Source organism: Mycobacterium neumannii, assembly GCF_002245615.1.
GTDB classification, from domain to species: Bacteria; Actinomycetota; Actinomycetes; order Mycobacteriales; family Mycobacteriaceae; genus Mycobacterium; species Mycobacterium neumannii_A.
In genome coordinates this window covers 232,773-256,473 of sequence record NZ_NKCO01000001.1, presented here as the reverse complement: position 1 = coordinate 256,473, position 23,701 = coordinate 232,773, and the positions used below count along the sequence as shown (strand labels likewise).

Genomic DNA, 23,701 nt, shown 5'->3' with positions numbered 1-23,701 from the left:
GCAAGCCTAGTGCCGCGCAGCTGTGGCAGGGTAGCCCAATGCGCGTCGCGGTCGTTGCCGGACCGGATCCGGGACATGCCTTTCCGGCACTCGCATTGTGCCTTCGTTTTCTGGCCAACGGGGATACGCCGACACTGCTGACCGGGACGGAATGGCTGGACACGGCCCGCGACGCCGGGGTGAACGCCGCCGAACTCCTCGGCCTGGATCCGGTGGACACCGACGACGACGCCGACGCCGGCGCGAAGGTCCACCAGCGTGGTGCCCGGATGGCCGTGCTCAACGCGCCGCAGATGCGTCAGCTCGCGCCGGACCTCGTGATCTCCGACGCCATCACCACGGCGGGCGGGTTCTGCGCCGAACTGCTCGGGCTGCCCTGGGTCGAACTCAACCCGCACCCGCTGTACCGGCCGTCGAAGGGGCTTCCGCCGATCGGCAGCGGCCTGGCGCCCGGCGTGGGTTTCCGCGGCCGGCTGCGCGACGCGATCCTGCGCGCCCTCTCCGCCCGGTCATGGCGGCAGGGCATTCGCCAGCGCTCGGCGGCGCGTGTGCAAATCGGTTTGCCCGCAGACGATCCCGGCCCGCGCCGACGGTTGATCGCCACGTTGCCGGCGCTGGAGGTGCCCCGGCCGGACTGGCCCACCGAAGCCGTGGTGGTGGGTCCGCTGCACTTCGAGCCGACGTCGGCGACGCTCGACATCCCGCCGGGCGACGGACCCGTCGTGGTCGTCGCACCCTCGACTGCCACCACCGGTGAACGCGGCCTTGCCGAGGTCGCGTTGGAGACTTTGACGCCGGGGGAGGTGGTGCCACCGGGTTCGCGCGTCGTGGTGTCGCGACTGGGCGGCACGGAGGTCACGGTGCCGCCGTGGGCGGTGGTCGGGCTGGGAAGACAGGACGAACTGCTCTCGCATGCCGACCTGGTGATCTGCGGAGGCGGCCACGGCATGGTGGCCAAGACACTGCTGGCCGGAGTTCCGATGGTGGTGGTCCCCGGCGGGGGCGACCAATGGGAGATCGCGAATCGTGTTGTGCGCCAGGGGAGCGCGCAACTGGTGCGTCCTCTCGCCCCGGATGCGCTCGCGCAGGCGGTACGCGAGGTGTTGGACACACCCCGCTACCGGCAGGCGGCGCGGCGGGCGGGGGCGACCGTCTCCGACGTCGAAGATCCGGTACGGGTGTGCCATGAAGCGCTGGCTGCGTCGGCGTAGTTTGGGCTCGTGCGGTTGACGGAATTTCATCAGCTCGTCGAGGAGCAGTTCGGCTCGGTGCGCGGGTCGTCGCTGCTCGTCGACCACGTTCTGAGCGGATTGGATGGGCGCACCGCCGAGCGGGCCATCGAGGACGGCGTCGATCCGCGCGACGTCTGGCGCGCGCTGTGCTCGGACTTCGACGTCCCGCGCGATCAGTGGTGAATCGCTAGCGTTTGTCCTCGGCGCGACCGGTGCCCGCGGTATGCGACGGGCCCACCTGGTCGTCGCCGCGGTCGGACTCCGGCATGTGTGACGCCGGTTGTTCGTCGGCGGGGGAGGCGGTCGCACCGCCGGTATCGCTCGGCGACTCCGACTTGCTCGTGGCATCCGTCGCCGGCTTCACCGCACCCGCGGTGCGTTCGCCGCCGTCGTCGCCCGAGCCTTCCGGCTTGGCCGACGTCTGCCGCCCCTCGTACGGCGGGATCTCAGGTTTGACGTCCTTGGGCGGTTCGTTGGTGAATCCCGTCTGGAAGTCCGGCTTTCCGCCGTCCTCGTGGGCAGGGACGGACTCGTCACCGCGATAGGTGTCCGACGGACGGTCCGCCGGCCCGCCCGAGGGTTGATCGGATCCGGTTCCGCGCTTTCCTCGTTCCTCCGGCTCTGTCATGACATTCACTCCTCACTTGTCGCCGCGGGATCGCGGCGATGAATAGACGGCCTCAGGCGCGCTGACCCAGGACCAACGCCGTCTCACGGTGCAACCGCCCGAAGTTGTAGTACGCCGCGCAGGCGCCCTCTGGGGACACCATGCACGTCCCGATCGGCGTCTCCGGTGTGCACGCGGTACCGAAAACCTTGCACTCCCACGGTTTGATGACGCCTTTGAGCACCTCGCCGCACTGGCACGCCTTCGGATCGGCCACCCGCACACCCGGCATGGCGAAGGTGCGTTCGGCGTCGAAGTCGGCGTAGTCGGGGTGGAGCCGCAGCGCGCTCTGTGAGATGAAACCCAGCCCCCGCCACTCGAAATGCGGTCGCAGCTCGAACGTCTGCGCCATCAGCTTGAGCGCCTGCGTGTTGCCTTCGGGACGCACCACCCGCGTGTACTGGTTCTCGACCTCGCAACGGCCGTCGCGGATCTGCTGCAGCAGCATGTGCACCGACGCGAGGATGTCGAGCGGTTCGAATCCTGCCACCACCATGGGTTTTCCGTATACGTCGGGGACGAACCGGTACGGGCGCAACCCCACCACCGTCGAGACGTGTCCGGGCCCGAGGAATCCGGACAGCCGCAGGTCGGGAGACTCCAGGATCGCCTTGATGGGCGGAACGATCGTGACGTGGTTACAGAACACGCTGAAGTTACCCACGCCCAGAGCTTTCGCGCGCACCAGCGTCACGGCGGTGGACGGGGCGGTTGTCTCGAAGCCCACTGCGAAGAACACGACCCGCTTGTCGGGGTTGTCGAGCGCGATCTTCAAGGAGTCCAGCGGCGAGTACACGAAGCGCACATCGGCGCCGCGGGCCTTCGCTTCGATGAGGTTGCCCCGCGATCCCGGCACTCGCATCATGTCGCCGAACGTCGTGAAGATGACGTCCGGTTGTTCGGCCAGCCACATCGCGTCGTCGACGCGTCCCATCGGAATGACGCACACCGGGCATCCGGGCCCGTGTACCAGCTCGACCGTCTCCGGCAGCAGATGCTCGATGCCATGGCGGTAGATGGTGTGGGTGTGGCCGCCGCACACCTCCATGAATTTGAACTCGTCGTCGCCGGCGAGGTCGGTGATGGATCTGACCAGCGCGCGTGCCGCGGCCGGGTCGCGGAATTCGTCGACGAATCTCATGGTTTGCCCCTCAAGCGATTTCGGACGAGTTGAATGCTTCGATCTCGGCGGCGTAGTCGGCGCCCATCTTCTGTACCTGGTCGAGGGTGAGCGTGGCCTCGCGTTCGTCGATCTTGGCCATCGCGAACCCGACGTGAACCAGGACCCAGTCGCCGACCTGCAGATTGTCGTCGACCAGCAGACGCACGCTGATGGTTCTGCGGACGCCGTTGACGTCGACCTTGGCCAGCGATTGTTCGGCGTCGACGATGTCGACCACCTGACCGGGGATGCCGAGGCACATGTCGGTCTCCTCTCAACATATCCGCGGCAGGGGGTCGCCGACGAGCATGTCGACGATCCGGCTGCCACCGAACGATGTTCGTAGCGCGACGATTCCGTGGGGTTCGGGGACGATCTCGCCGACCACCGCGGCCTGCGCGCCCTGCGGGTGGCCGCGCAACGCGGACACCGCCGCATCGGCTTCGTCGGCGGGCACGACGGCGACGAACTTGCCCTCGTTCGCCACGTAGAGCGGGTCGATGCCGAGCATGTCGCACGCCCCGAGCACCTGCGGCAGGACGGGCAGTCTCTCCTCGTCGAGGATCATCGCGAACGGCGCGTCTTTGACGAGTTCGTTGGCCACCGTGCCCACACCGCCGCGCGTCGCATCGCGCATCCACCGGGTCGACGGCGCCGCGGTCAGCAGCAGCTCGACGAGTTCGTGCACCGGCGCGGTGTCCGACGCGATGTCGGCGTCGATGGCCAGATCGCCGCGCGCCAGCATGACGGCCATCCCGTGCTCGCCGATCGTGCCTGACAGCACGACCTTGTCGCCGGGCTCCAGGCTGTCGCGGGACAGCAGCCGGCCCTCGGGAATCAAACCCATGCCCGCGGTGCAGATGTAGACGCCGTCGGCGGCGCCCCTGCCGACGACCTTCGTGTCGCCGGTGACGATCTGCACGCCCGCGTTCAACGCGGCTTCGCCCATGTCCGCGACGATTTCGCGCAGTTCGGCGATCGGAAAGCCCTCTTCGATCACGAACGCCGCCGAAAGCCACTGTGGGCGGGCACCGGAGACGGCCAGGTCGTTGATCGTGCCGTGCACCGCGACGTGGCCGATGGAGCCGCCCGGGAAGCGCCGCGGCGACACCACGTAGGAGTCGGTGGAGAAAGCGAGCCGCTCGCCCGACGGCATCCGCACCGCGGCGGCGTCACCGAGTTGTTCGAGTTCGTCGTTGCGGAAGGCCTCGAGGAACACCGCGTCGACGAGCGCGGCCGACGACTTGCCGCCCGCCCCGTGCGCGAGCGTCACCACTTCGTCGAGCAGCCGCGGTCGTCGCTGCCGGAACTTGTCGATCCGTTCCAGCACCCGGTCTTCGCGTTCGGACGCGCTCGCAGCTCGTGTCATGTGGAAGGTGCTCCGTTCAGTGCGCGGGCCGAGTTGGTGTGCAGTTGGTCCTGAACCACCGCCCAGAGTTGGTAGCCGAGCATCGCGTGGCTCTCCTGGATGCGGTGGATGCTCTGCGAGTGGACGGTGAAACAGAAGTCGAGGTCATCGGCGGCCGCCATCCGCCCGCCGTCGTGGCCGGAGAAGCCCGCGGTCAGCAGGCCGCGATGCTTGGCCTCGGTGATCGCGGTCATCAGGTCGTCGGAGTTGCCGGACGTGGACAGCGCGATCGCGACGTCGCGGTCGCGGGCGTGGGCGATGATCTGGCGTTTGAAAATCAGCTCGAACCCGACGTCGTTGCCGAGCGCGGTCACCACGGCGTTGTCGGCGGCAAGGGACCATGCGGCGACCGGCCTTCCACGTGCCGGTCGGCTGAACAGCGAGGCCAACGTCGCGGCGTCGGTGGAACTTCCGCCGTTGCCGAACGTGTACAACCGCCCGCCGCGGCGGAACCGCTCGGCCATCTGCGTTCCGGCCGCGGTCAACGCATCACCGTACTCCTCGAGCGATTCCCGTTGCAGCCGAGCGCTTTCGGCGGCCTTACCGCGGGCCGAGGTCGCGAGGTCGTCGAGCAGGCTCGCGGCGTCGGACTCCTCGGACTCGATGAACGGGTACAGGAAGCCGGTGGCATCGGAGTCGGTCATCGGCGCACCTCCTCGGGCTCGACGCGCGAGATGGCCCCGCCGGCATGCAGCAGAACAAGGTCGTCGACCGCGACATCGCCGATCAGCGTGACGTCGACCCACTCCTCACCCTCGGCAGTGCGTACCAGCGCCGAACTCGTCGCGTCGACCGGCGGCACGAGCACCTCACCGAACCGCCCCTCGTCGCTACACGTCACGCAGACGGCGGCGGGGTCCGCGGGTTTGAGCAGTCCCGGATGCTCGAAACAGACGTGGGTAAGCTCCCACAGCAGGTGATACAGCAGCACGAATGCTCCGGTGGCGGGCACCATCGGGTCCTCGGTGTCGATCCAGAGGATGTGATTTGCCGCTCCCGCCGCTGGACGGGGTCCGGACCCGATCCACAACGTCAGGACGCCCCACGCGCGGGCGCGCCGCATCGCGTCGACGACCGACGGTTCGTGCGCCGACGCCACCGCGATCAGCAGATCGCCGGGCCGACTTGCCACCCGCGCCTGCGCGACGGGGTCCGGTTCGACGAGGGCGACCGACGGAAGTGCCCGCTTGCCCATGATCACCGGGTGCACGAACTCGACGGCGATGTGATGGGCGTGCGGCTCCCACTGCGGCGAGATCACCCACAAAGTCGCTCCATCGTTGAACCGGCGGGCCAGATCCAGCGCGGCGGCGGCGAGGTCGGCTGACAGTTCCTCGCCGACATACGGTCGTTTAGCGGTCGTCATCGCGATACTCCTTGTCCAAGAACGGAGTTCACAAGATTGAGCGTTGCCTGCGTGGCCCCCTCGAGGTCGGCGGCCTCCTCGTCGGTCAGCGTCCCGCAGATCCAGTCCCAGTGGGCGGAGACGATCGTCCCAGGTTGCGGACGGGGCGCCAGTGACTGCTCGCCCCGCTTCCATGTGATCCGCTCGGCGCGCGGATCACCCAGCACCAGGCGACCGTCTCCGTATGTCAGCGGCCGCGACGTGACCTCCGCCCGGTCGCCGGTGACGGACGTGACGGTGCCCCACCGGATGCGGCAAGCCTGCATGACGCCCATGGCGGTGTCGGCGTCGCGTCCCAGGAACTTCACCCAGGGGTAAACAACGAAGACGTGAAAGCTGTGGTGTGCCAGGACATCGGAGGTGGAGGGAACCGTGTCGAGCATCCCGGTGACCTGACCGGTGATCGACGCGCGCAACCGTGCCAGCAGGTGGTCGGGATCCACCTTGGACAGCGCCCGCCCGCCGATCCAGTAGCTGCGGACGACCTCGTCGTCCAGCGCGTCGGACGTCCCGACGGCCTCGGCGATGACGGTGAGATACGGCCAGGCACCGTCGAATTCGTGTGCGTGCGCGGCGAGCCCGGAGGTTCCACCGCCGCCGGCCGGACCGCAGTAGCCGAGCTCGTTCGGCGGGTAGGCGTAGCGGCCGAACACCGTAGGACCGTCCTTGTCGTTCATGATGCGTTCCCCACCAGCAACTGGCCCAGTGCGATACCGCCGTCGTTGGGCGGCACCGTGCGATGGGTCATCGCGTCGATGCCCTTGCCGTGTAGCCCGTTCAGGGTCGACTCGAGGAGCAGGGCGTTCTGGAACACACCGCCGGACAGGGCCACGGGCCGCGACGAGTCGGCGTGTGTGCATGCGAGGTCGACAACCAGATCGGCGACCGCGCGGTGGAACCGGGCGCCGATGACTGACGAGGACACACCCGCACGGAGGTCGTCGACGATGGCGTGCAGCACCGGGGCGGGATCGATCACTGCCGTCGAGTGGCTTGTGCCGACGGCGAATGCGTAAGAGTCTGTGCCGCAGTCGATGCCGCGGGAGATACCCTCCAGCTCGATGGCGGCCTGCGCCTCGTAGTCGACGACGTGCCGCACGCCGGCCAGCGAGGACACCGCGTCGAACAGCCGGCCCATGCTGGAGGTCGGCACGCAGCCGAGGCCGGTCTCGAGTTGCCGGGCAAGCGCTTGACGCTCGTCGGGTGGACAGGCCGAGACCGGGGGCAGGTCGGGATCCCACGCGATCCCCGCCGAGCGCAGGTGTGCCAGGGCCATCCGATACGGGCGAAGGACGCTGACGTCACCACCCGCGAGGGCAACGTACTTCAGGTGCGCGAGCCGTTGGTAGCCCTTGTAGTTGGCCAGCAGCACCTCGCCGCCCCACACCGCACGGTCGGGCCCGTAACCCGTTCCGTCGAAGGCGAACCCGATCACCTGGGTGGACCCGTCGAGGCCGTGTTCGGCCATCACCGCGGCGATGTGCGCGTGATGATGCTGAACTAGTTTGACCGGCCGGTCGGCCGCGTTGCGCCGGGCCCACTCGGTCGACCGGTACAGCGGATGCGCGTCGGCGACCAACACCTGCGGCGCGACGGACGTCAAGTCCCGCAGGTGGCGTTGCGCGGAATCGAAGGCCGACAGCGTCGCGAGATCGTCCATGTCGCCGATGTGCTGGCTCAGCCATGCGTATCGGCCGTCCGCGACCGCCATGGTGTTCTTCAGGTCGGCGCCGACCGCCAGCGAGGGCGGCACCGGCATCGGCAACGCCACGGGCAGCGGCGCATAGCCGCGCGATCGCCGAATCGGCAATTCCACCGGCTCGTCTCCGCCGTCGAGGGTGATCATGCGCATCACGGAGTCGTCGCAGGGCACCAGGATTTCGCGGTCGTGCATCAGCCAACCGTCGACGATGCATGAAAGCCGTTCCAGCGTGCTCGCATCGGCGAAGCAGATCGGCTCGCCGGCGAGGTTGGCCGACGTCATCACCAACGCGGTCGGTCCGGGTGCGTCGCCGGGCAGCCCGAACAGCAGAGCGTGCAGCGGGGTGTAGGCCAGCAGGATGCCCAGGTCGCGGTTGTGCGGTGCGACGGCGTCGGCGACGGGGGCGCCGTGGCGCTGCGGCATCAACACGATGGGGCGTTGCGGTCCGGCCAGCAACCGCGCCGACGGCGCATCGATCTCGACCAGGCCGCGAGCGGTCGCGAGGTCGGGTGCCATTACCGCGAACGGTTTGTCGCCGCGGCGCTTCCTGGCACGCAACTCGGCGACCGCGCGTTCGTCGGCGGCGTCGCAGGCCAGGTGGTAGCCGCCGATGCCCTTGACCGCGAGGATGCCTCCGTCGGTCAGTAACCGGCGCGCGCGCTGCAACGCGGATTCGCCCGTCATGCTGGCTCCCGCGAGGTCGCGGTAGGTCAACGTCGGGCCGCAGTCGGGGCAGCAGACGGGCTGGGCGTGGAACCTGCGGTCGGCGGGATCGTGGTATTCGCGCGCGCAGGCCTCGCACATGTCGAAGCCCGCCATGGTCGTGGCGTGCCGGTCGTAGGGCAGCGAGGCGATGATGGTGAAGCGCGGTCCGCAGTTGGTGCAGTTGATGAACGCATGACGGAAACGTCGGTTGCGGGGGTCACGTTGTTCGGCGGCGCAGTCGGCGCACATGGCGACGTCGGGTGAGGTGAGCGTGCGGCCACCGTCGGTTCGCGAGGTGTCGGCGATGACGAAACCCGTCCCGCCCGCGACCGGAAGCGCTTCGGTGTCAAGGCCTTCGATCACCGCCAGCGGCGGTGGGTGGTCGCGCAACCGGACCAGAAACGTCTCGACGTCGGCGGTGTCGCCCTCGACGTCGACGAGCGCGCCCGCGCTGTCGTTGCAGACGCTTCCGGTCAGCCCCAGCGCGGCCGCCGTCGTGTACACGAAGGGCCGGAAGCCGACGCCCTGAACCACTCCCCGGACCCGGACACGCAGCCGGCACCGCGTGGTCACGGTGAATCCTCAAGGCCCGAAACAGGTTCGCCCCTGCCGAACAATTGCAGACCCGCGAGTGCGGCGTCGGCCCCTGCCTTGTCGGTCTTCTCCACCACGAAGCCCATGTGGATGATGACCCAGTCGCCCGGTGTGAACGTCTCCTCGGGCAGCATGCCGACGTTGACCTTGCGGTGCTCACCCGCGACCTCGACGAGGGCCAGCTGATCGCCGTAGCCCTCCAGCATCGTCACGACCCGCCCCGGAATCCCCAGACACATCGGTCAGCCCTCCGTCACCGAGACGCGGGCCGATAGTCCGGCGACCACCTCGCCGATCACCTGCACCGCCTCCGGTACGGCCGCCGCGACGGCATCCGACAGACCGATACCCTCGTCGACGCGGTCGACCTCGCAGCCGATCACCACGGTGAAGGGCGGGGTGCCGCCGAGCGCATTGAGGCTGGCGAACACCGCCGCGGGATCCATCGCGTGCGCGTCCAGACCCGTTTCGGCCCGGGCGTCGGTGAGGTCGGCCTCGAATACGTGGAGCGTGCCGGGCGCGCCGCGACTCGGGATGGCGTCGACGAGGACCAGGGCGTCGCAGCCGTCGAGCAGGTCGTAGGCGAGGTGCATGCCGCCGATCCCGTAATCCCTGACCGCAACGTGTGGTCCGGCGAGGTCGGGCGGCACGCGGCGCATCACCTCGGGGCCGAAGCCGTCGTCGCCGAGGAAGATGTTGCCGAGCCCGGCTACCAGGATGCGGGAGATAAGTTGGGAGATGAGGACACCTCGTTCGCCGTCACATCCGGCGGATTCTCATGTAGCGCCGCGCATCCGGCACGGAGCGGATGCCCACCGCCGCCGCCGCCAGGGCCACCACCGCCACGATTCCTACCGCGATCCAGCCGATTACTTCCATTGCGGACTCCCTTCAACCAGAGGTTCGACCTCGTCGGGTGCGAAGTACAAGTAGCGGCCGTACCAGTCGTGCAGTTCGGCACCGGGATCGTCCTCGATGACGACGCCGATATGGTGCTCGCCGTCGACGTCCTCATGCACCGAGGTGACGCGCGCGATCTTGTCGGCGTAGAACACGTCCTGCGCGTCGGCCCGCCGGGAGGGGTGCAACCGCACACGGCTGCCGCGGGCGATGCGAGTGTCGTTGACCAGCACCGCATCCGAGTCCGGCTGCACCGCCGTATCGGCCATGGGATCCCACCACTCGACGCCGGCCGGGATCTGCGGGATCAGGTCCGGCTCCCCGCTCGGCGCATGCGGGTTCCGCAGCGCGCCGTGCAGATCGAGCATCGCCTCGGGCGACATCGAGTCGCAGCGGTCGATGATCGCCGCGGCGCGTTGATCGGTGGCCCGGGCCTGCGCTTTCTCGTCGTCGGTCATGGTCATGATGCGCAGCGTCAGGATCTCGTCGATCTCGGTCGAGTCGTAGAGCGCACCCTTGCTCTGCTCGGCGATCTCGGGGTGGTCGTAGAGGATGATCGGCGACGCGAGTACGAGATCCCGATGTGGCGCCGGGCCGGCGAGCACCGGAAAGCAGCGGTGCTGTCGACACCGCGCCACGGCGTCGGCGGCCCACTCCGGCGGTTCGAGCAGGGAGATGAACTCACCGTCGGCCACCTCCAGCAAGAGGTGGGTCCCGATCAGTGACACGGCGATCGCCTCGTCCTTGTCGCCGGCCGGTGCAGCGGTGTTGTACACATCGAACGTGAGCCGCAGCAAGTCGCCGTCCTGCTCGGCGGAGACGTCGAGTCGGCCGCTCATCTCGCGGCGCGTCCGCACCAGCCTGCCGCCCGCGACGGGCTCGATCTCTCTCGCCGACGGAACCGAGATGTCCAATGTGCGAGGCAAGCTCATGACCGGGAACGGGTCGATCGGGATCTCGCACTCGACGGCCTCGTCCCAGCTGACCCATGCATCGGCTCCCGAGCGCAGCTCGGCGACTGGTTCGAACCGTCCGCCCCCGGCGTGGCGTTCGACGCTGCGGCGCTGCAGTTGCAGGAAGCGGATCGCACCGGTAACCATCGGGATGCCGTGCGGGTCCAGCAGCACCTGGGTGGACAGCGAGGCGTCTTCTCCGATGGCGGCCTCTGCGGCGCCGTTCGGTCCCAGAACGCCGAACTGCCAACGGGACTGGTTCTTGCTCGAGCTCGCTCGGTAGGGATACAGCAGGTACCCCTCGTAGAGCACCGCGTCCGCGACGGCCCGGGCGTGATCCCAGTCTGCGGTCATCGAATCTCCTCTGCGGTGTGAGCGGCCAGTAGCGAGGCGATCGCGTCGTCGTAGTTCAGGAGGCCGCGGGCTGATTTGAACTCGGACAGCGCGTCGATGGTGTCGTGACCCAGCCGCAACCAACCGGTGTTGGGATAGTGCAGGCGCATCAGGTCTTGCCACGTCGAGACGGGTAGGTCGTAGTGGTCCTCGCGATCCCAGGGGACCTGCTGAACGCTGAAGTTCTTTTCGCCGCGGGTGAAAATCGTTCCACTGAACAGGAATTGCAGCGGAACCCCACCGTCATGCAGTGCATGGAAGTATTTGGCCGCAGTCACCTCGAGGTCGTAGGTGCATTCGAGCGGCAGGTCGACCTGCGTGGTTCCGATGAAACCCGGAACCATGGTGCTGGCATGCTGCCAGAGGAAGCTGTGTTGTGTGGTGTCCCAGCGCTCGCGGGGCCCGAACAGGTCGAGCAGTCCGAGCGCCTCGTGATCGGAGTATCTGCGACGCAATGGTTCGATGCGGACCTGGCACCGCAGCGCGATGGCATGCACGGGGTCGTCACCGTCGGCGGCGATACCGATTCGGGCGGTGAGCACCGGTGCCACCGCGTACGGTTCGGCGCGGATGTCGAGCACCGCGAAGGTCAGCTCTGGCACGGCGCCACCACCTTCGCCCGGTCACGCACGTGCTCGAAGAAATCGTCGAGGTATCCGCGCACCTGCTGACCGCCGTCGAAACCGTGCCACAGCCGGCGGAGCCTGCCGACGAACTCGTAGCAGGCGTCGATGGGCACCAGGAAGCATTCCGGTGCCCGACGTTCGTCGTCGGGCACCCGCACCAGCAGCGCCTCGGTGTCGTCGGCGAGCAGGTCAACCCGCGGGTCCGCCGCACGGACGCCGTCCCACGCGGAGAGGTCCAGTTCAGACTCGGTCGCGCCCGCCGGCCCGGGATAGAAGGCCACCACGCGATTCAACGTCGAGTTCCTGAAGAAGAACGCCAGCCCGACCGGGATCTGAAGAAGCTGCCAATCCTGCCGTCCCAGCCCGAATTCCGGGAAGGACAGCCAGCGGTCGGGGACGGCGCGATAGCGGAGCTCGGCGCTGGTGTCGGTGAACAGCAGATAACAGCCGCGGCATACGCACATCAGCGCTCGCGCTTCGACATTCACGACGTGCTGGTGTTCGTCGGCGATCGCTTCGGCGCACATCTCACAGCGTTCGCCCGCGGGTGCGGGGGCGCCGCGGTTGGCCCGGATCATCGCGAGCACGTCGTACGCGCTGGTCATGCCACACCCGCCTCGGTGGCTTGCGCGCCCATCGCGATCGACAGCATGCCGTCGCGCGCCAGCAGCGGGACGGGTTGCAGGTGAGCGAACGGGTCAGCGTGTTCGTCGACGCAGGCTCCGGCATGCACGACATCGAAATGGGCATGGCAACGCGGGCAGCGCAGCACCGCGTCACCCGCGGGTGACCCGATGCTGCGGTGCAGCGCGGCGCCTGCCAGCGATTTGTGGCAGGCGCCGCAGCGGTCGCGGTAGGCGAACACCTCATCGTCGATCCGGCATGCCAACACGGTGGTTCCCGCAACGGTGAACCCACCGACCTCACCGGGCGCCAGGTCGGCGAATTCGGGCACGGGGTACCACGTGGGCTGGGCCTGTGCACGCTGCTGGACACGGCTGAACAGCGTCGCCGGTGGTATCACGGTGGCACCCGAGTCGGGCTGCACCACCTCGATCGCAGTGACCTCGGGGGCCGCCGCCCGGATGGCGTCCTCAACGGTCAACTCCAGGGTGACCGCCGACGAGGGGCAGCTCTTGCAGCTGCCGGCGAACTGCAGGCGGACGGTGAATCCGTCTGAGCCGTCGACGGTTTCGAGAAGCGTCACGGCACCGCCGTGTGAGCCGAGATAGGGCCGCACCCTGTCCAAGGCGTCCTCGACGCGCCGGTGGATGTCGTGCGGGTGCAAGCCGTGTACGAGCAGCAGGCTCGCGACGAGGTCGTCGCCGGCCAGCCGTTCGGCTATCGAGGCGTCGACGCTCACCGCGATCCGCAGGATTCGTTCGAGCGCGGCGCCGTAGAGGTCGGTCACCTCACGGACGAGTTGGACCGCCCGCTCGTGCGCGGCGGGGCCACCCGCGGCGGACGCGTCAAGAAGGGCCTTGATTCGGTCGCCCGCCGTACGCCACTGCGCGTCGTTTCGGATCGGCGGGGCCATTCCCTATTCCCCGGTGACGGACTGGGTGGGGGAGTGACGCAGCTCGAGCGACTTCCCCTTGCCCAGGTACATGTGCACGCCGCACGGCAGACACGGGTCGAAACTGCGCACCGTGCGCATGACGTCGATGCCCTTGAAATGCTCTCTGTCGTTCTCCTCGAAAATCGGCTGACCTTGGACCGCGTCCTCGTAGGGACCCGGTGTGCCGTAACTGTCGCGGGGGTTGGCGTTCCACGGCGTCGGCGGATACGGGTGATAGTTCGCGATCTTGCCGTCGCGAATCACCATGTGGTGACTGAGCACTCCGCGGACCGCCTCGGTGAACCCGCAACCGATGCCCTCGTCAGGCACCTCGAACTTCTCCCAGGTCTTGGTCCGGCCCGCACGGATCTCGGTCAGCGCCTTCTCAGCGAAGTGCAGGGCACAGGCGGCGGCGTAGGCCTGGAAGTACGTCCGCGCACGATTGCGCTCGAGCGTGTTGCTGCCGTGATGCGGGATCTTCCACTCGAGTTCCACCGGCCCCTTCAGGGCCGTCTTGGGCAGGTTGATCTGCACGCTCTGGCCGGTCGCCTTGACATAGCCGATATCGACCAATCCGGCGAGCGCGGTCGACCACAGCCGCGCCAGCGGGCCGCCGCCGGTGTCGAGCGCCAGGTGATTCGTGCCGTCGAACCAGCGCGGCGACATCACCCAGCTGTAGTTGCCGTCGAAGTCGCGCTTCTGCGGCCGGGGATTCGTGTGCTGGTTCCACGGGTGCCGGCGGTCGATCGGATTGCCGAGCGGGTCCTGCTTGACGAACATCTCCTGATCCGACCAGTCGTCGTAATACGAGTGGCCCAACAGGATCCGGATACCGAGGTTGATGTCCACGAGCGAGTGGGTGTGCAGCTTTCCGTCGATCACCACACCGGGCGTGACGAACATCGCGTCGCCCCAGCGCTCCATGTCCTTGTACTCGAAATTGCACACCTCGGGATCCTGGAACGAGCCCCAGCAGCCGAGCAGTGTGCGGCGCAGCCCGACCTGGTCGTAGCCGGGGAGCGCTTCGTAGAAGAAGTCAAAGAGGTCGTCGTGCATCGGCACGACCTTCTTCATGAACTCGACGTAGCGCATCAGCCGCGTCATGTAGTCGGTCATCAACTGGACCGTCGCGGTTGTGCCGATGCCGCCGGGATAGAGCGTCGACGGATGGACGTGGCGACCCTCCATGAGGCAGAACATTTCTCGCGTCCACCGGCTGACCTGCAGGGCCTCGCGGTAAAACTCGCCGGTGAACGGGTTGAGCGCGCGCATGATCTCGGCGATCGTGCGGTAGCCGTGCATATCCGCATGCGGCGCCTGGGCGTTCTCGGCCTTGGCCAGCACACTCGGATTGGTCTCCGACACCATCTTCTCGCAGTAGTCGACGCCGACCAGGTTCTCCTGGAAGATGTTGTGGTCGAACATGTACTCGGCGGCCTCACCCAGGTTGACCAGCCACTCCCCGAGATGCGGCGGCTTGACCCCGTAGGCCATGTTTTGGCAGTAACACGAGCACGTCGCGTGGTTGTCGCCGCAGATGCCGCAGATGCGGCTGGTGATGAAGTGCGCGTCGCGAGGATCCTTGCCCTTCATGAATATCGAGTAACCACGGAAGATCGACGAGGTGCTGTGGCACTCGACGACTTCGCGGTTGTCGAAGTCGATCTTGGTGTAGATGCCGAGGCTGCCGACGATCCGGGTGATGGGATCCCACGCCATCTCCACCAGTTGGCCGGGGTCGCGCTTCACGTGTGACGGCTCGGGGATGATGGTTGTCATCGAACTCTTCTCTTTCTTCAGATAAGAAGCGTCACAGGCAGTTTCGAAATCGAAAGCACGCCTGCGCGCCGCGGAACAGCCACACCTACCAGGTGCGGGTCGCTCCGGTCGTGAGTTGCGTGCCGGGATGGCGCCACTTCGGTTCTTTGTCGACGGTGCGGCCGGTGACATGGCGCAGGCTTCGGATGACCGATCCGTACAGCCCTGACGCCGCTGTGGACACCTTGCCGCCGGGGGGTTCGTCCATGAACGGCATGAACTTGTCGGGGAATCCGGGCATGGTGCAGCCGATGCATATACCGCCCACGTTCGGACAGCCGCCGATCCCGTTGATCCAGCCGCGCTTGGGTACGTTGCACTTGACGACCGGACCCCAACAGCCCAGCTTCACAATGCATTTCGGTGATCCGTACTCGGTCGCGAAATCGCCCTGTTCGTAATAGCCGGCCCGGTCACAACCCTCGTGCACGGTCGCACCGAACAGCCACTGCGGTCGTAACGCATCGTCGAGCGGGATCATCGGGGCCTGATCCGTGGCCATGTACAACAGGTAGGTCAGTGTCTCGGCGAGGTTGTCCGGCTGGATCGGGCATCCCGGTACGCAGACGATCGGAATGCCGGCCTTGCTCTTCCAATCCCAGCCGAGATAGTCGGGCACGCCCATGGCGCCGGTCGGATTGCCCGCCATCGCGTGGATGCCGCCGTAGGTTGCGCACGTTCCGACCGCGACGATGGCAGTGGCCTTGGGCGCCAGCCGATCCAACCACTCGCTTGTGGTCATCGGTTGGCCGGTGGCCGGATCGTTGCCGAAGCCGCACCAGTAACCTTCGGCCTTGATCTTCTCGTTCGGGATCGACCCCTCGACGACCAGAACGAACGGTTCCAGTTCACCCCGGTCGGCCTTGAAGAACCATTCGAGGAAATCGTCGGCGCCCCCGTTCGGTCCGCACTCGAAATCGATCAGGGGCCAATGGACGGCGATCTTCGGCAACCCCGGGAGCGCGCCGAGGGCGATCTCCTCGATGCTGGGCTGGGTGGCGGCAGTCAACGCCACCGAATCACCGTCACAACTCAATCCGGCGTTGATCCACAGCACGTGGATCAAGGCCTGTTCCGCTTTGACTGCTGCCTCCGTTGGCATAGGTCACAGCTTTCTGGGGGCCGGGCTGGGGCCCTCACGACCGGGAGCCGGGCTGGGGCTCCCAACACCTCACGTTGTGCCGTGGCGCCGAATTCCGGCGCTGAGTCTGGGTTTACTCCGGGGGTTATGTCTTGTCAACGGTTGCCAGGGCAGAAGCCGAGTTTGCGCAATCGGTGATCCAGTCGTACCACCGCGAGCTACCATCGCCAGTGGCGGCGGACATCGCCAGTATCTGCGCGTCGCGATTCAGTGATCGCACGTATTGGCAACATTTTTCAAGATCGAAGCTGACGTACGGCAGTAAGTCGATCTTGTTGACGATCACCAGCCCGGCGGCCGCAAACATGTGCGGGTACTTCAAGGGTTTGTCGTCGCCCTCCGTCACCGAGATGATGACGACTTTGCTGTGCTCGCCGAGATCGAACAGTGCGGGGCAGACGAGGTTTCCGACGTTCTCGATGAAGAGAATCGAGCCCGGTTCCGGGTCCAACGCCCGTAGTGCGCGACGCACCATATCGGCGTCGAGGTGGCAACCGGCGCCGGTGTTGACTTGGACCGCGCGCGCTCCCGCGGCCTTGATGCGTTCGGCGTCCAGCAGCGTCTCCTGATCGCCCTCGATGACCGAGACGGGGCGAGCCGAATGGAGATCGCGGATGGTGCGCTCGAGAAGGGTGGTCTTTCCGGCGCCCGGAGAGCTGGTGAGGTTGAGCGCCAGGATGTCGCGGGCGGCCAGCCATGCGCGGTTCCGTTCGGCCAGCTCGTCGTTCTTGGCGAGCACCTTCTGCTCGAGCGTGACGGTCTCGGTGTGGGGATGGGCATGGGGGTGGTCATGGGAATGGTCGGCGTGGTGGCCGTTCTCATGGGGGTGGGCGTGTCCCGGCAGAGTGAGCGTCGCGCCGTCGTCCCCGCAGCCGCACGTTGTGCACATGGTCAACTCACTTCCATCGAGAGAATCTTCAGATCCCGGCCGGCGACCACCTCGACATCCGCACTGCCACAGGGGCACAACAGAATCAGGTCGCGCAATTCGAAGCTCTCGCCGCAGGTGCGGCAGCGCGCGGCACCGGGTTGCACGTCGAGGTCCAGGCGCGCCCCGTCGGCGACCGTGCCCGCAGTGGCGAGTTCGAAGCAGAATCGCATCGAATCGGGTACCACGGCGCACAGCGCGCCGACCTCGAGCGTGACGCGGTGCACCCGGCGGCCGGCGGCGTGCTCGCACACCGCATCGATCACACTTTGCGTTATCGCCATCTCGTGCACGCGGACCCCGTTTCGGCCGGGATATCTTCACCATATGCCGCGCAGCGGTCGGTAGGGGGTGGACTGGGGAACCATTCGACACTGATGGCCGATGGCACGGCGTGTCTCCCTTGAGTCGAACAGGTGTTCGTCTACTGTGGGCAGTGTTCGACGGCTAGATGCTGCTGGTCAGGCCGACCTGTCCCGACTTGTCGGTGGCTTGTCGGTGGCTGCCTCTAGCGTCACGGCCAACCGATCGAAACCGATCACCGAACAGCTAGACATCCAAGGACGGAGACCACCATGGCGCAGGCACCCGACCGCGAGAAAGCCCTCGAGCTGGCCCTCGCACAGATCGACAAGAACTTCGGTAAGGGCTCGGTGATGCGGCTAGGCGAAGAGGTCCGCCAGCCGATCTCGGTGATCCCGACCGGTTCGATCGCCCTGGACGTGGCGCTCGGCATCGGCGGCCTGCCGCGCGGCAGGGTCATCGAGATCTACGGCCCGGAGTCCTCGGGTAAGACGACCGTCGCACTGCACGCGGTCGCCAACGCGCAGGCCGCCGGCGGGATCGCGGCGTTCATCGACGCCGAGCACGCGCTGGACCCCGAGTACGCCAAGAAGCTCGGGGTGGACACCGACGCGTTGCTGGTCAGCCAGCCCGACACCGGTGAGCAGGCGCTGGAGATCGCCGACATGCTGATCCGCTCCGGCGCGCTGGACATCCTGGTCATCGACTCGGTGGCCGCACTCGTGCCGCGCGCGGAGATCGAGGGCGAGATGGGCGACAGCCACGTCGGCCTGCAGGCCCGGCTGATGAGCCAGGCGCTGCGCAAGATGACCGGCGCACTGAGCAATTCGGGCACCACCGCGATCTTCATCAACCAGCTCCGCGAAAAGATCGGTGTGATGTTCGGGTGTTTCAATTACAGCACTCGCGTGCAGTTGGCCGACAGAACCACCGAGAAGATCGGCAAGATCGTCACCCAGAAGATGGACGTCGAGGTGCTGTCCTACGACCCGGACACCGACCGGGTCGTGCCACGCAAGGTCGTGAACTGGTTTAACAACGGTCCGGCCGAGCAGTTCTTGCAGTTCACGGTCGAAAAGTCGGGCGGCAACGGTAAGTCGCAGTTCGCGGCGACGCCCAATCACCTGATCCGTACACCAGGCGGCTGGACGGAAGCGGGCGACCTCATCGCCGGTGACCGTGTGATGGCTACCGAGCCGCATCGTCTCAGCGATCAGCAGTTCCAGGTGGTGCTCGGCTCATTGATGGGTGACGGCAATCTGTCGCCCAACCGGCGGGATCGCAACGGCGTGCGGTTCCGGATGGGGCACGGTGCCAAGCAGGTCGACTATCTGCGATGGAAGACAGAGCTCCTGGGCAACATCAAGCATTCGACCCGCGTAAACGACAAGGGCGCAACGTTTGTCGACTTCACGCCGTTGCCCGAGTTGGCTGAGTTGCAGCGGGCGGTGTATCTGGGAGACGGCAAGAAGTTCCTTTCCGAGGAGTACCTCAAAGCGCTCACTCCGCTGGCGCTGGCCATCTGGTACATGGATGACGGGGCATTCACCGTCCGTTCGAAAGGGTTGCAGGAGCGCACCGCTGGCGGTAGCGGACGTATCGAGATCTGCGTTGAGGCGATGAGCGAGGGCACGCGTGTCCGGCTGCGTGACTACCTGCACGACACCCATGGCCTGGAGGTGCGGTTGCGGCAGTCCGGTAAGGCGGGGAAGGCCGTGCTGGTGTTCTCCACTGCGTCCAGCGCGAAGTTCCAGGAATTGGTGGCGCCCTACATGGCACCTTCGATGGAATACAAGCTGTTGCCTCGGTTCCGTGGCCAGAGCACAGTGAGCCCGCAGTTTGTCGAATCCACCCAACGACTGGTGCCGGCAAGGATCCTCGACGTCCATGTCAAGCCCCACACTCGGTCGATGAATCGGTTCGATATCGAGGTCGAGGGCAATCACAACTATTTCGTCGACGGCGTAATGGTGCACAACTCACCCGAAACGACAACGGGCGGAAAGGCTTTGAAGTTCTACGCCTCGGTCCGGATGGACGTCAGGCGGATCGAGACCCTCAAGGACGGCACCGACGCGGTCGGTAACCGCACCCGGGTGAAGGTCGTCAAAAACAAGGTTTCGCCGCCGTTCAAGCAAGCCGAGTTCGACATCCTCTACGGCAAGGGCATCAGCAAGGAAGGCTCGCTCATCGACATGGGTGTCGAGCAGGGCTTCATCCGCAAGTCCGGCTCGTGGTTCACCTACGAAGGTGAGCAGTTGGGCCAGGGCAAGGAGAACGCTCGCAACTTTCTGCTCGAGAACGTCGAGGTGGCCAACGAGATCGAGAAGAAGATCAAAGAGAAGCTCGGCATTGGTGCCGTGGTGACCGATGACGAAGTCCTGCCCGCCCCCGTCGACTTCTGAGGCGTCGCGCGAGGAGCAGGCGCGGAACGTGTGTCTGCGTCTGCTCACCGCGCGAGCGCGTACCCGGGCCGAACTGGCCGGCCAGCTGGCCAAGCGCGGATATCCCGAGGACGTGAGCGACAAGGTGCTCGACCGGCTCGAACAAGTCGGCCTCGTCGATGACGCCGACTTCGCCGAACAGTGGGTCCGATCACGGCGGGCAAACGCCGGAAAAGGCCGGCGGGCGTTGATCGCCGAACTACGCACCAAAGGCGTCGACAACGAGGTCATCGAGGCGACGCTGGCCGACGACGAACCCGGTGCCGAACGCGCCCGCGCCGAGCGACTCGTCGCCGACAAGCTGCGCCGCGAGAAGCTGGCCGACAGCGACGATGCGAAGCTGGCGCGCCGCCTGGTCGGGATGCTCGCCCGCCGTGGTTACAGCCAGACGATGGCGTTCGATGTCGTCAAGGTCGCAGTGGCCAACGAACGCGAGCGCCGCCAGGTCTAGGCCGCGGCGACGGTCCGGCAGCCGGGTCGACGGGGCGCACAGCGTGGCGCGGTTGCAATGAAATCGCCGACCGCGTAAGCAGTTTGCATGCAGGTATCCGTCAAGCTGGCGCCCACCTTCGACTACCCGGTCCTCGAACGGTTCTGGCGGACGGCCGACGACCTCGGCTTCCCGGCGGTGTCGAACTACGACCATTTCTACGGTCTGGTCGATCATGCGACACCGACCCACGAGGGGTGGACGAGTCTGGCCGCGATGGCCGTGGTCGTGCGGCGCGCCCGGGTGGGCTGCCTGGTCACCGGTGTCACGTACCGCAACCCCGCGGTGCTGGCGAAGATGGCCGTCACCGTCGACCACATCTCCGGTGGCCGACTGGATTTCGGCCTCGGGGCCGGCTGGCACGAGGGCGAGCACCGCGGATACGGCATCGACTTCCCACCGCCGGGACAGCGGGTCGCGATGGTGGATGAGGCGCTCACGGTCATCCGCAGGCTCTGGACCGAAGAGGCGGTCGACTTCACCGGCCGCTTCTTCACGCTGCAGCAGGCGCGCTGCGATCCCAAGCCGCTTCAGCGTCCGCATCCACCGATCGTGGTCGGCGCCTCACAGCCGAAGATGTTGCGCGTCGCGGCAAAGCATGCCGACGAATGGAATATGCCGAGCACCTCGCCCCAGGAGTGGGCGGCGGCAAGCAGCGGGCTCGACGACGCGTGCGCGGCGGAAGGCCGTGACCCATCGTCGATCCGACGCGGCGTGCAGTTGTTCCTGTATCCGGATCAACCCGATCAGGTCGACGCCCAGCTGGAGTCCCTGACCGAATACGACCGCCTCGGCTGCCAGCATGTCGTGTTGTCCTTCTATCAGCCGCCCGACGATGAATTGCTGGCCAAATGCGCCGAACTAGCCTGATCACACGGCTTTTGCGCCCGGTGCGCCTTCCTGTTCGACCGCTTCGGTCTCGAGCGGCGTGGGACCGCGACGCGAACGTCGCATCCGCGCCTCCACCCGGGTCGCCACCCACGACAGCGTGAAGTTCACGGCGATGATCAGCAACGCGACCACGATCAGCGCGGGCAGCAGATTGCCGTATGCGGTACCCATCTGCACGCCCTGGCGAACGAGTTCGAGGAACGTGATGATGTAGCCGATCGCGGTGTCCTTGAGCACCACGACGAGCTGCGAGATCAACACCGGCAGCATCGACGTGATCGCCTGCGGCAGAAGGATCGAGCGCATCGTCTGGCCCCACGTCATGCCAAGGGCATAAGCCGCCTCGGACTGTCCGCGGGGCAGGGCGTGGACGCCGGCGCGCACGATCTCGGCGATGACAGCGCCGTTGTAGAGCGTCAGCCCGGTGATGACCGCTGCCAGCGCCAGATACTTCGACGGAAACATGTCGTAGGCCGCGTACAGTGCGAACGCGAACAGCATCATGATCAGAACCGGCACGGCACGGAAGAATTCGACGATCACCGCGCACGGCCAGCGAAGGAAGCCGTGGGTCGAGAGCCGACCCACGCCGAGCAGCAGACCGAGGATCAGCGCCAGCACGATCGACACCCCGGCGGCGGTCAACGTACCTTGCACGCCGGGCAGAACGTACGTCCGCCACAGATCAGCCGTCAGGAACGGCTCCCATTTGGCCGCCGTGAGCTGATCTTTGGCCGCCATCTGCACGAGCACGGCGACCAAGACGAGCGCGGTGACCACGATGACGATCGCCGACACCAACCAGTTACGGACGCGCGCCCGTGGTCCCGGCGCGTCGAAGAGAACAGAAGCGGTACTCATCTGTTGACCGCCATCCGTTTGCCGAGCCAGCCGAAGAACAGTCCGGTCGGCAGTGTGAGGACGACGAAGCCGGCCGCGAAGATGGTGCCGATGGTGAGTATCGCGGCGGTGTTCTCGATCATCTCCTTCATCAGCAGCGCGGCCTCGGCCACGCCGATCGCCGAGGCGATCGTGGTGTTCTTGGTCAAGGCGATCAGCACTGACCCCAGCGGAATGATCACGGCTCGAAAAGCCTGTGGCATCAGGATGAGTCGCAGATTCTGTCCGAACGTCAACCCCAGCGACCGGGCCGCCTCGGCCTGGCCCAGCGGCACGGTGTTCACCCCGGAGCGCACCGTCTCACATACGAACGCCGCGGTGTACAACGCCAGGCCGAGCACCGCCAGCCGAAAGTTACTGTCCTCGATGGACGTTCGCGAACTCGGGTCGACCAGCGTGATTCCCATGGTCCCGGCCAACCCGAACGAACAGAACAGGATGATCAGCGTCAACGGCGTGTTGCGCACCACATTGACGTATGACGTTCCGAGCCAGCGAAGCACCGGCACCGGTGCCAACCGCATCGCGGCCAGCACCGTGCCGAGCACCAGCGCACCGAGGCCGGAGTAGACCGTCAGTTGGATCGTCGTCCAGAACGCCTCGACGATCTGGACGACGGTGTAGCCGGGGAGCACCTCCACATGACCTCCTAGTGCGGGGGAGGTCCGTCAGCTCTGGTTGATCTGCGGCGGCTTCGGCGCGGGAATGCCCGCGGCCCCGAGGTTGTCGTCCCAGGCCTTCTTCCAGGCGCCTTCCTGCTCCATCTTTGCCAGCGCGTCGTTGATCTGCGTCAGCAACTCGGAATCGCCCTTCTTCAAACCGACCCCGTACCGCTCCTCGGAGAAGGTGCCGCCGACGACCTTGAACGCGCCCGGGCTTTGGGCCGCATAGCCCGCCAGGATCACCTCGTCTGTCGTCACCGCATCGATCGCGCCGTTCTTCAACGCCTCGATGCACGCCGAGTACGTGTCGTACTGCTGCAGCTGCACACCGGAGTACTTGTCCTTGATGCGTTGCGCCGGTGTCGAACCCGACACCGAACACAGCTTCTTGTTGTTCTCCAGCGACGCCTCACCGGTGATGTCGGTGTTGTCGGCGCGCACCAGCAGGCTCTGCCCCGTGATCAGATACGGCCCCGCGAAGTCGACCTTCTCCTGGCGCGCGTCGGTGATCGAGTACGTCGCGACGATGTACTTCACCTGACCGTTCTGGATCAGCGTCTCGCGCTGACCCGAAGGGGCTTCCTTCCACTCGATCTTGTCCTCGGGATACCCGAGTTGTTGTGCCACGTACCTGGCCACGTCGACGTCGAAGCCGCTCATGGTGCCGTCGGGATTCTTCAGTCCCAGCCCGGGCTGGTCGAACTTGGTGCCGATGACGATCGTGTCCTCGTCACCCCCGCCGCATGCGGTCACAGACAGTGGCAGCGCGACGGCGAGCGCGAGCGCTCCCAGAACGCGCTTGGAAAAGGATGGCATTGG

At 66.6% G+C, this 23,701-nt stretch carries 27 protein-coding genes; 5 read left to right on the top strand and 22 right to left on the bottom strand.

Features of this window, described 5'->3' with window-relative positions; genetic code table 11:
- The first annotated feature begins 38 nt into the window (after positions 1-38).
- A complete protein-coding gene (locus CEX88_RS01340; RefSeq protein ID WP_094292121.1) occupies positions 39-1,211 on the top strand; it encodes a glycosyltransferase in 1,173 nt (390 codons plus the stop codon).
- Between the two features lie 9 nt (positions 1,212-1,220).
- Complete coding sequence (locus CEX88_RS01335; RefSeq protein WP_094292120.1) at positions 1,221-1,415, top strand: DUF3046 domain-containing protein; 195 nt, start codon at positions 1,221-1,223, stop codon at positions 1,413-1,415.
- A gap of 4 nt (positions 1,416-1,419) precedes the next feature.
- On the opposite strand, the gene CEX88_RS01330 is transcribed toward CEX88_RS01335, so the two are convergent.
- The 19 genes from CEX88_RS01330 to hypA form a co-directional block, all read right to left on the bottom strand.
- Positions 1,420-1,860, bottom strand: coding sequence for a hypothetical protein (locus CEX88_RS01330; RefSeq protein WP_094292119.1), 441 nt, complete (start codon positions 1,858-1,860; stop codon positions 1,420-1,422).
- Positions 1,861-1,912: 52 nt separating this feature from the next.
- Complete coding sequence (hypD, locus tag CEX88_RS01325; protein ID WP_094292118.1) at positions 1,913-3,040, bottom strand: hydrogenase formation protein HypD; 1,128 nt, start codon at positions 3,038-3,040, stop codon at positions 1,913-1,915.
- 10 nt (positions 3,041-3,050) lie between these two features.
- Entirely contained in the window at positions 3,051-3,323 is a 273-nt protein-coding gene (locus CEX88_RS01320; protein ID WP_094292117.1) for a HypC/HybG/HupF family hydrogenase formation chaperone, read from the bottom strand.
- Between the two features lie 12 nt (positions 3,324-3,335).
- Positions 3,336-4,430 (bottom strand): hydrogenase expression/formation protein HypE, encoded by a 1,095-nt coding sequence (gene hypE / locus CEX88_RS01315; RefSeq protein WP_094292116.1) that lies wholly within the window; start codon positions 4,428-4,430, stop codon positions 3,336-3,338.
- Positions 4,427-5,113 (bottom strand): D-sedoheptulose-7-phosphate isomerase, encoded by a 687-nt coding sequence (locus CEX88_RS01310; RefSeq protein WP_094292115.1) that lies wholly within the window; start codon positions 5,111-5,113, stop codon positions 4,427-4,429. The genes hypE and CEX88_RS01310 overlap by 4 nt, the downstream gene beginning before the upstream one ends.
- Positions 5,110-5,835 (bottom strand): HypC/HybG/HupF family hydrogenase formation chaperone, encoded by a 726-nt coding sequence (locus tag CEX88_RS01305; protein WP_094292114.1) that lies wholly within the window; start codon positions 5,833-5,835, stop codon positions 5,110-5,112. Before CEX88_RS01305 ends, CEX88_RS01310 begins: the two co-directional genes overlap by 4 nt.
- Positions 5,832-6,551, bottom strand: coding sequence for a DUF6390 family protein (locus CEX88_RS01300; RefSeq protein ID WP_094292113.1), 720 nt, complete (start codon positions 6,549-6,551; stop codon positions 5,832-5,834). The genes CEX88_RS01305 and CEX88_RS01300 overlap by 4 nt, the downstream gene beginning before the upstream one ends.
- Positions 6,548-8,854, bottom strand: coding sequence for a carbamoyltransferase HypF (gene hypF, locus CEX88_RS01295; RefSeq protein ID WP_094292112.1), 2,307 nt, complete (start codon positions 8,852-8,854; stop codon positions 6,548-6,550). Before hypF ends, CEX88_RS01300 begins: the two co-directional genes overlap by 4 nt.
- Positions 8,851-9,114, bottom strand: a complete 264-nt coding sequence (locus tag CEX88_RS01290; RefSeq protein ID WP_094292111.1) for a HypC/HybG/HupF family hydrogenase formation chaperone — start codon at positions 9,112-9,114, stop codon at positions 8,851-8,853. Before CEX88_RS01290 ends, hypF begins: the two co-directional genes overlap by 4 nt.
- Positions 9,115-9,117: 3 nt before the next feature.
- Entirely contained in the window at positions 9,118-9,594 is a 477-nt protein-coding gene (locus tag CEX88_RS01285; protein ID WP_094292110.1) for a hydrogenase maturation protease, read from the bottom strand.
- 40 nt (positions 9,595-9,634) lie between these two features.
- Positions 9,635-9,754 (bottom strand): DUF6893 family small protein, encoded by a 120-nt coding sequence (locus CEX88_RS26575; RefSeq protein ID WP_094292109.1) that lies wholly within the window; start codon positions 9,752-9,754, stop codon positions 9,635-9,637.
- A complete protein-coding gene (locus tag CEX88_RS01275; protein ID WP_094292108.1) occupies positions 9,745-11,082 on the bottom strand; it encodes a hypothetical protein in 1,338 nt (445 codons plus the stop codon). The genes CEX88_RS26575 and CEX88_RS01275 overlap by 10 nt, the downstream gene beginning before the upstream one ends.
- Positions 11,079-11,723, bottom strand: a complete 645-nt coding sequence (locus tag CEX88_RS01270; RefSeq protein ID WP_094292107.1) for a DUF6084 family protein — start codon at positions 11,721-11,723, stop codon at positions 11,079-11,081. The genes CEX88_RS01275 and CEX88_RS01270 overlap by 4 nt, the downstream gene beginning before the upstream one ends.
- Positions 11,711-12,352: a DUF5947 family protein gene (locus tag CEX88_RS01265; protein WP_094292106.1), complete on the bottom strand. Its 642-nt coding sequence runs from the start codon at positions 12,350-12,352 to the stop codon at positions 11,711-11,713. Before CEX88_RS01265 ends, CEX88_RS01270 begins: the two co-directional genes overlap by 13 nt.
- Positions 12,349-13,284 (bottom strand): NifU family protein, encoded by a 936-nt coding sequence (locus CEX88_RS01260; protein ID WP_094292105.1) that lies wholly within the window; start codon positions 13,282-13,284, stop codon positions 12,349-12,351. The genes CEX88_RS01265 and CEX88_RS01260 overlap by 4 nt, the downstream gene beginning before the upstream one ends.
- A gap of 3 nt (positions 13,285-13,287) precedes the next feature.
- Positions 13,288-15,084, bottom strand: a complete 1,797-nt coding sequence (locus CEX88_RS01255) for a nickel-dependent hydrogenase large subunit (RefSeq protein WP_094292104.1) — start codon at positions 15,082-15,084, stop codon at positions 13,288-13,290.
- 85 nt (positions 15,085-15,169) lie between these two features.
- Positions 15,170-16,225, bottom strand: coding sequence for an NADH-quinone oxidoreductase subunit B family protein (locus CEX88_RS01250; RefSeq protein ID WP_068197572.1), 1,056 nt, complete (start codon positions 16,223-16,225; stop codon positions 15,170-15,172).
- A 124-nt stretch (positions 16,226-16,349) separates the two neighbouring features.
- The gene (gene hypB / locus CEX88_RS01245) at positions 16,350-17,153 is read right to left on the bottom strand and encodes a hydrogenase nickel incorporation protein HypB (RefSeq protein ID WP_094292103.1); all 804 of its coding nucleotides are present in this window, start codon (positions 17,151-17,153) and stop codon (positions 16,350-16,352) included.
- A gap of 2 nt (positions 17,154-17,155) precedes the next feature.
- The gene (gene hypA, locus CEX88_RS01240) at positions 17,156-17,485 is read right to left on the bottom strand and encodes a hydrogenase maturation nickel metallochaperone HypA (protein ID WP_068197566.1); all 330 of its coding nucleotides are present in this window, start codon (positions 17,483-17,485) and stop codon (positions 17,156-17,158) included.
- Between the two features lie 282 nt (positions 17,486-17,767).
- Between hypA and recA the strand changes: the two genes are divergently transcribed.
- The 3 genes from recA to CEX88_RS01225 all read left to right on the top strand — a co-directional run bounded on the left by recA (position 17,768) and on the right by CEX88_RS01225 (position 21,299).
- Positions 17,768-19,900, top strand: coding sequence for an intein-containing recombinase RecA (gene recA / locus CEX88_RS01235; RefSeq protein WP_094292102.1), 2,133 nt, complete (start codon positions 17,768-17,770; stop codon positions 19,898-19,900).
- Positions 19,866-20,390, top strand: a complete 525-nt coding sequence (gene recX, locus CEX88_RS01230) for a recombination regulator RecX (protein ID WP_094292101.1) — start codon at positions 19,866-19,868, stop codon at positions 20,388-20,390. The genes recA and recX overlap by 35 nt, the downstream gene beginning before the upstream one ends.
- Positions 20,391-20,477: 87 nt before the next feature.
- Positions 20,478-21,299 (top strand): TIGR03560 family F420-dependent LLM class oxidoreductase, encoded by an 822-nt coding sequence (locus CEX88_RS01225; protein WP_094292100.1) that lies wholly within the window; start codon positions 20,478-20,480, stop codon positions 21,297-21,299.
- On the opposite strand, the gene CEX88_RS01220 is transcribed toward CEX88_RS01225, so the two are convergent.
- Genes CEX88_RS01220 through CEX88_RS01210 form a run of 3 tightly spaced genes read right to left on the bottom strand, consistent with a single transcriptional unit; the run spans position 21,300 to position 23,698 of the window.
- Positions 21,300-22,181, bottom strand: a complete 882-nt coding sequence (locus tag CEX88_RS01220) for an amino acid ABC transporter permease (protein ID WP_094292099.1) — start codon at positions 22,179-22,181, stop codon at positions 21,300-21,302.
- Positions 22,178-22,861: an amino acid ABC transporter permease gene (locus CEX88_RS01215; RefSeq protein WP_202931345.1), complete on the bottom strand. Its 684-nt coding sequence runs from the start codon at positions 22,859-22,861 to the stop codon at positions 22,178-22,180. Before CEX88_RS01215 ends, CEX88_RS01220 begins: the two co-directional genes overlap by 4 nt.
- Before the next feature lie 27 nt (positions 22,862-22,888).
- Positions 22,889-23,698, bottom strand: coding sequence for a glutamate ABC transporter substrate-binding protein (locus CEX88_RS01210; RefSeq protein ID WP_094292098.1), 810 nt, complete (start codon positions 23,696-23,698; stop codon positions 22,889-22,891).
- Positions 23,699-23,701 lie beyond the last annotated feature (3 nt).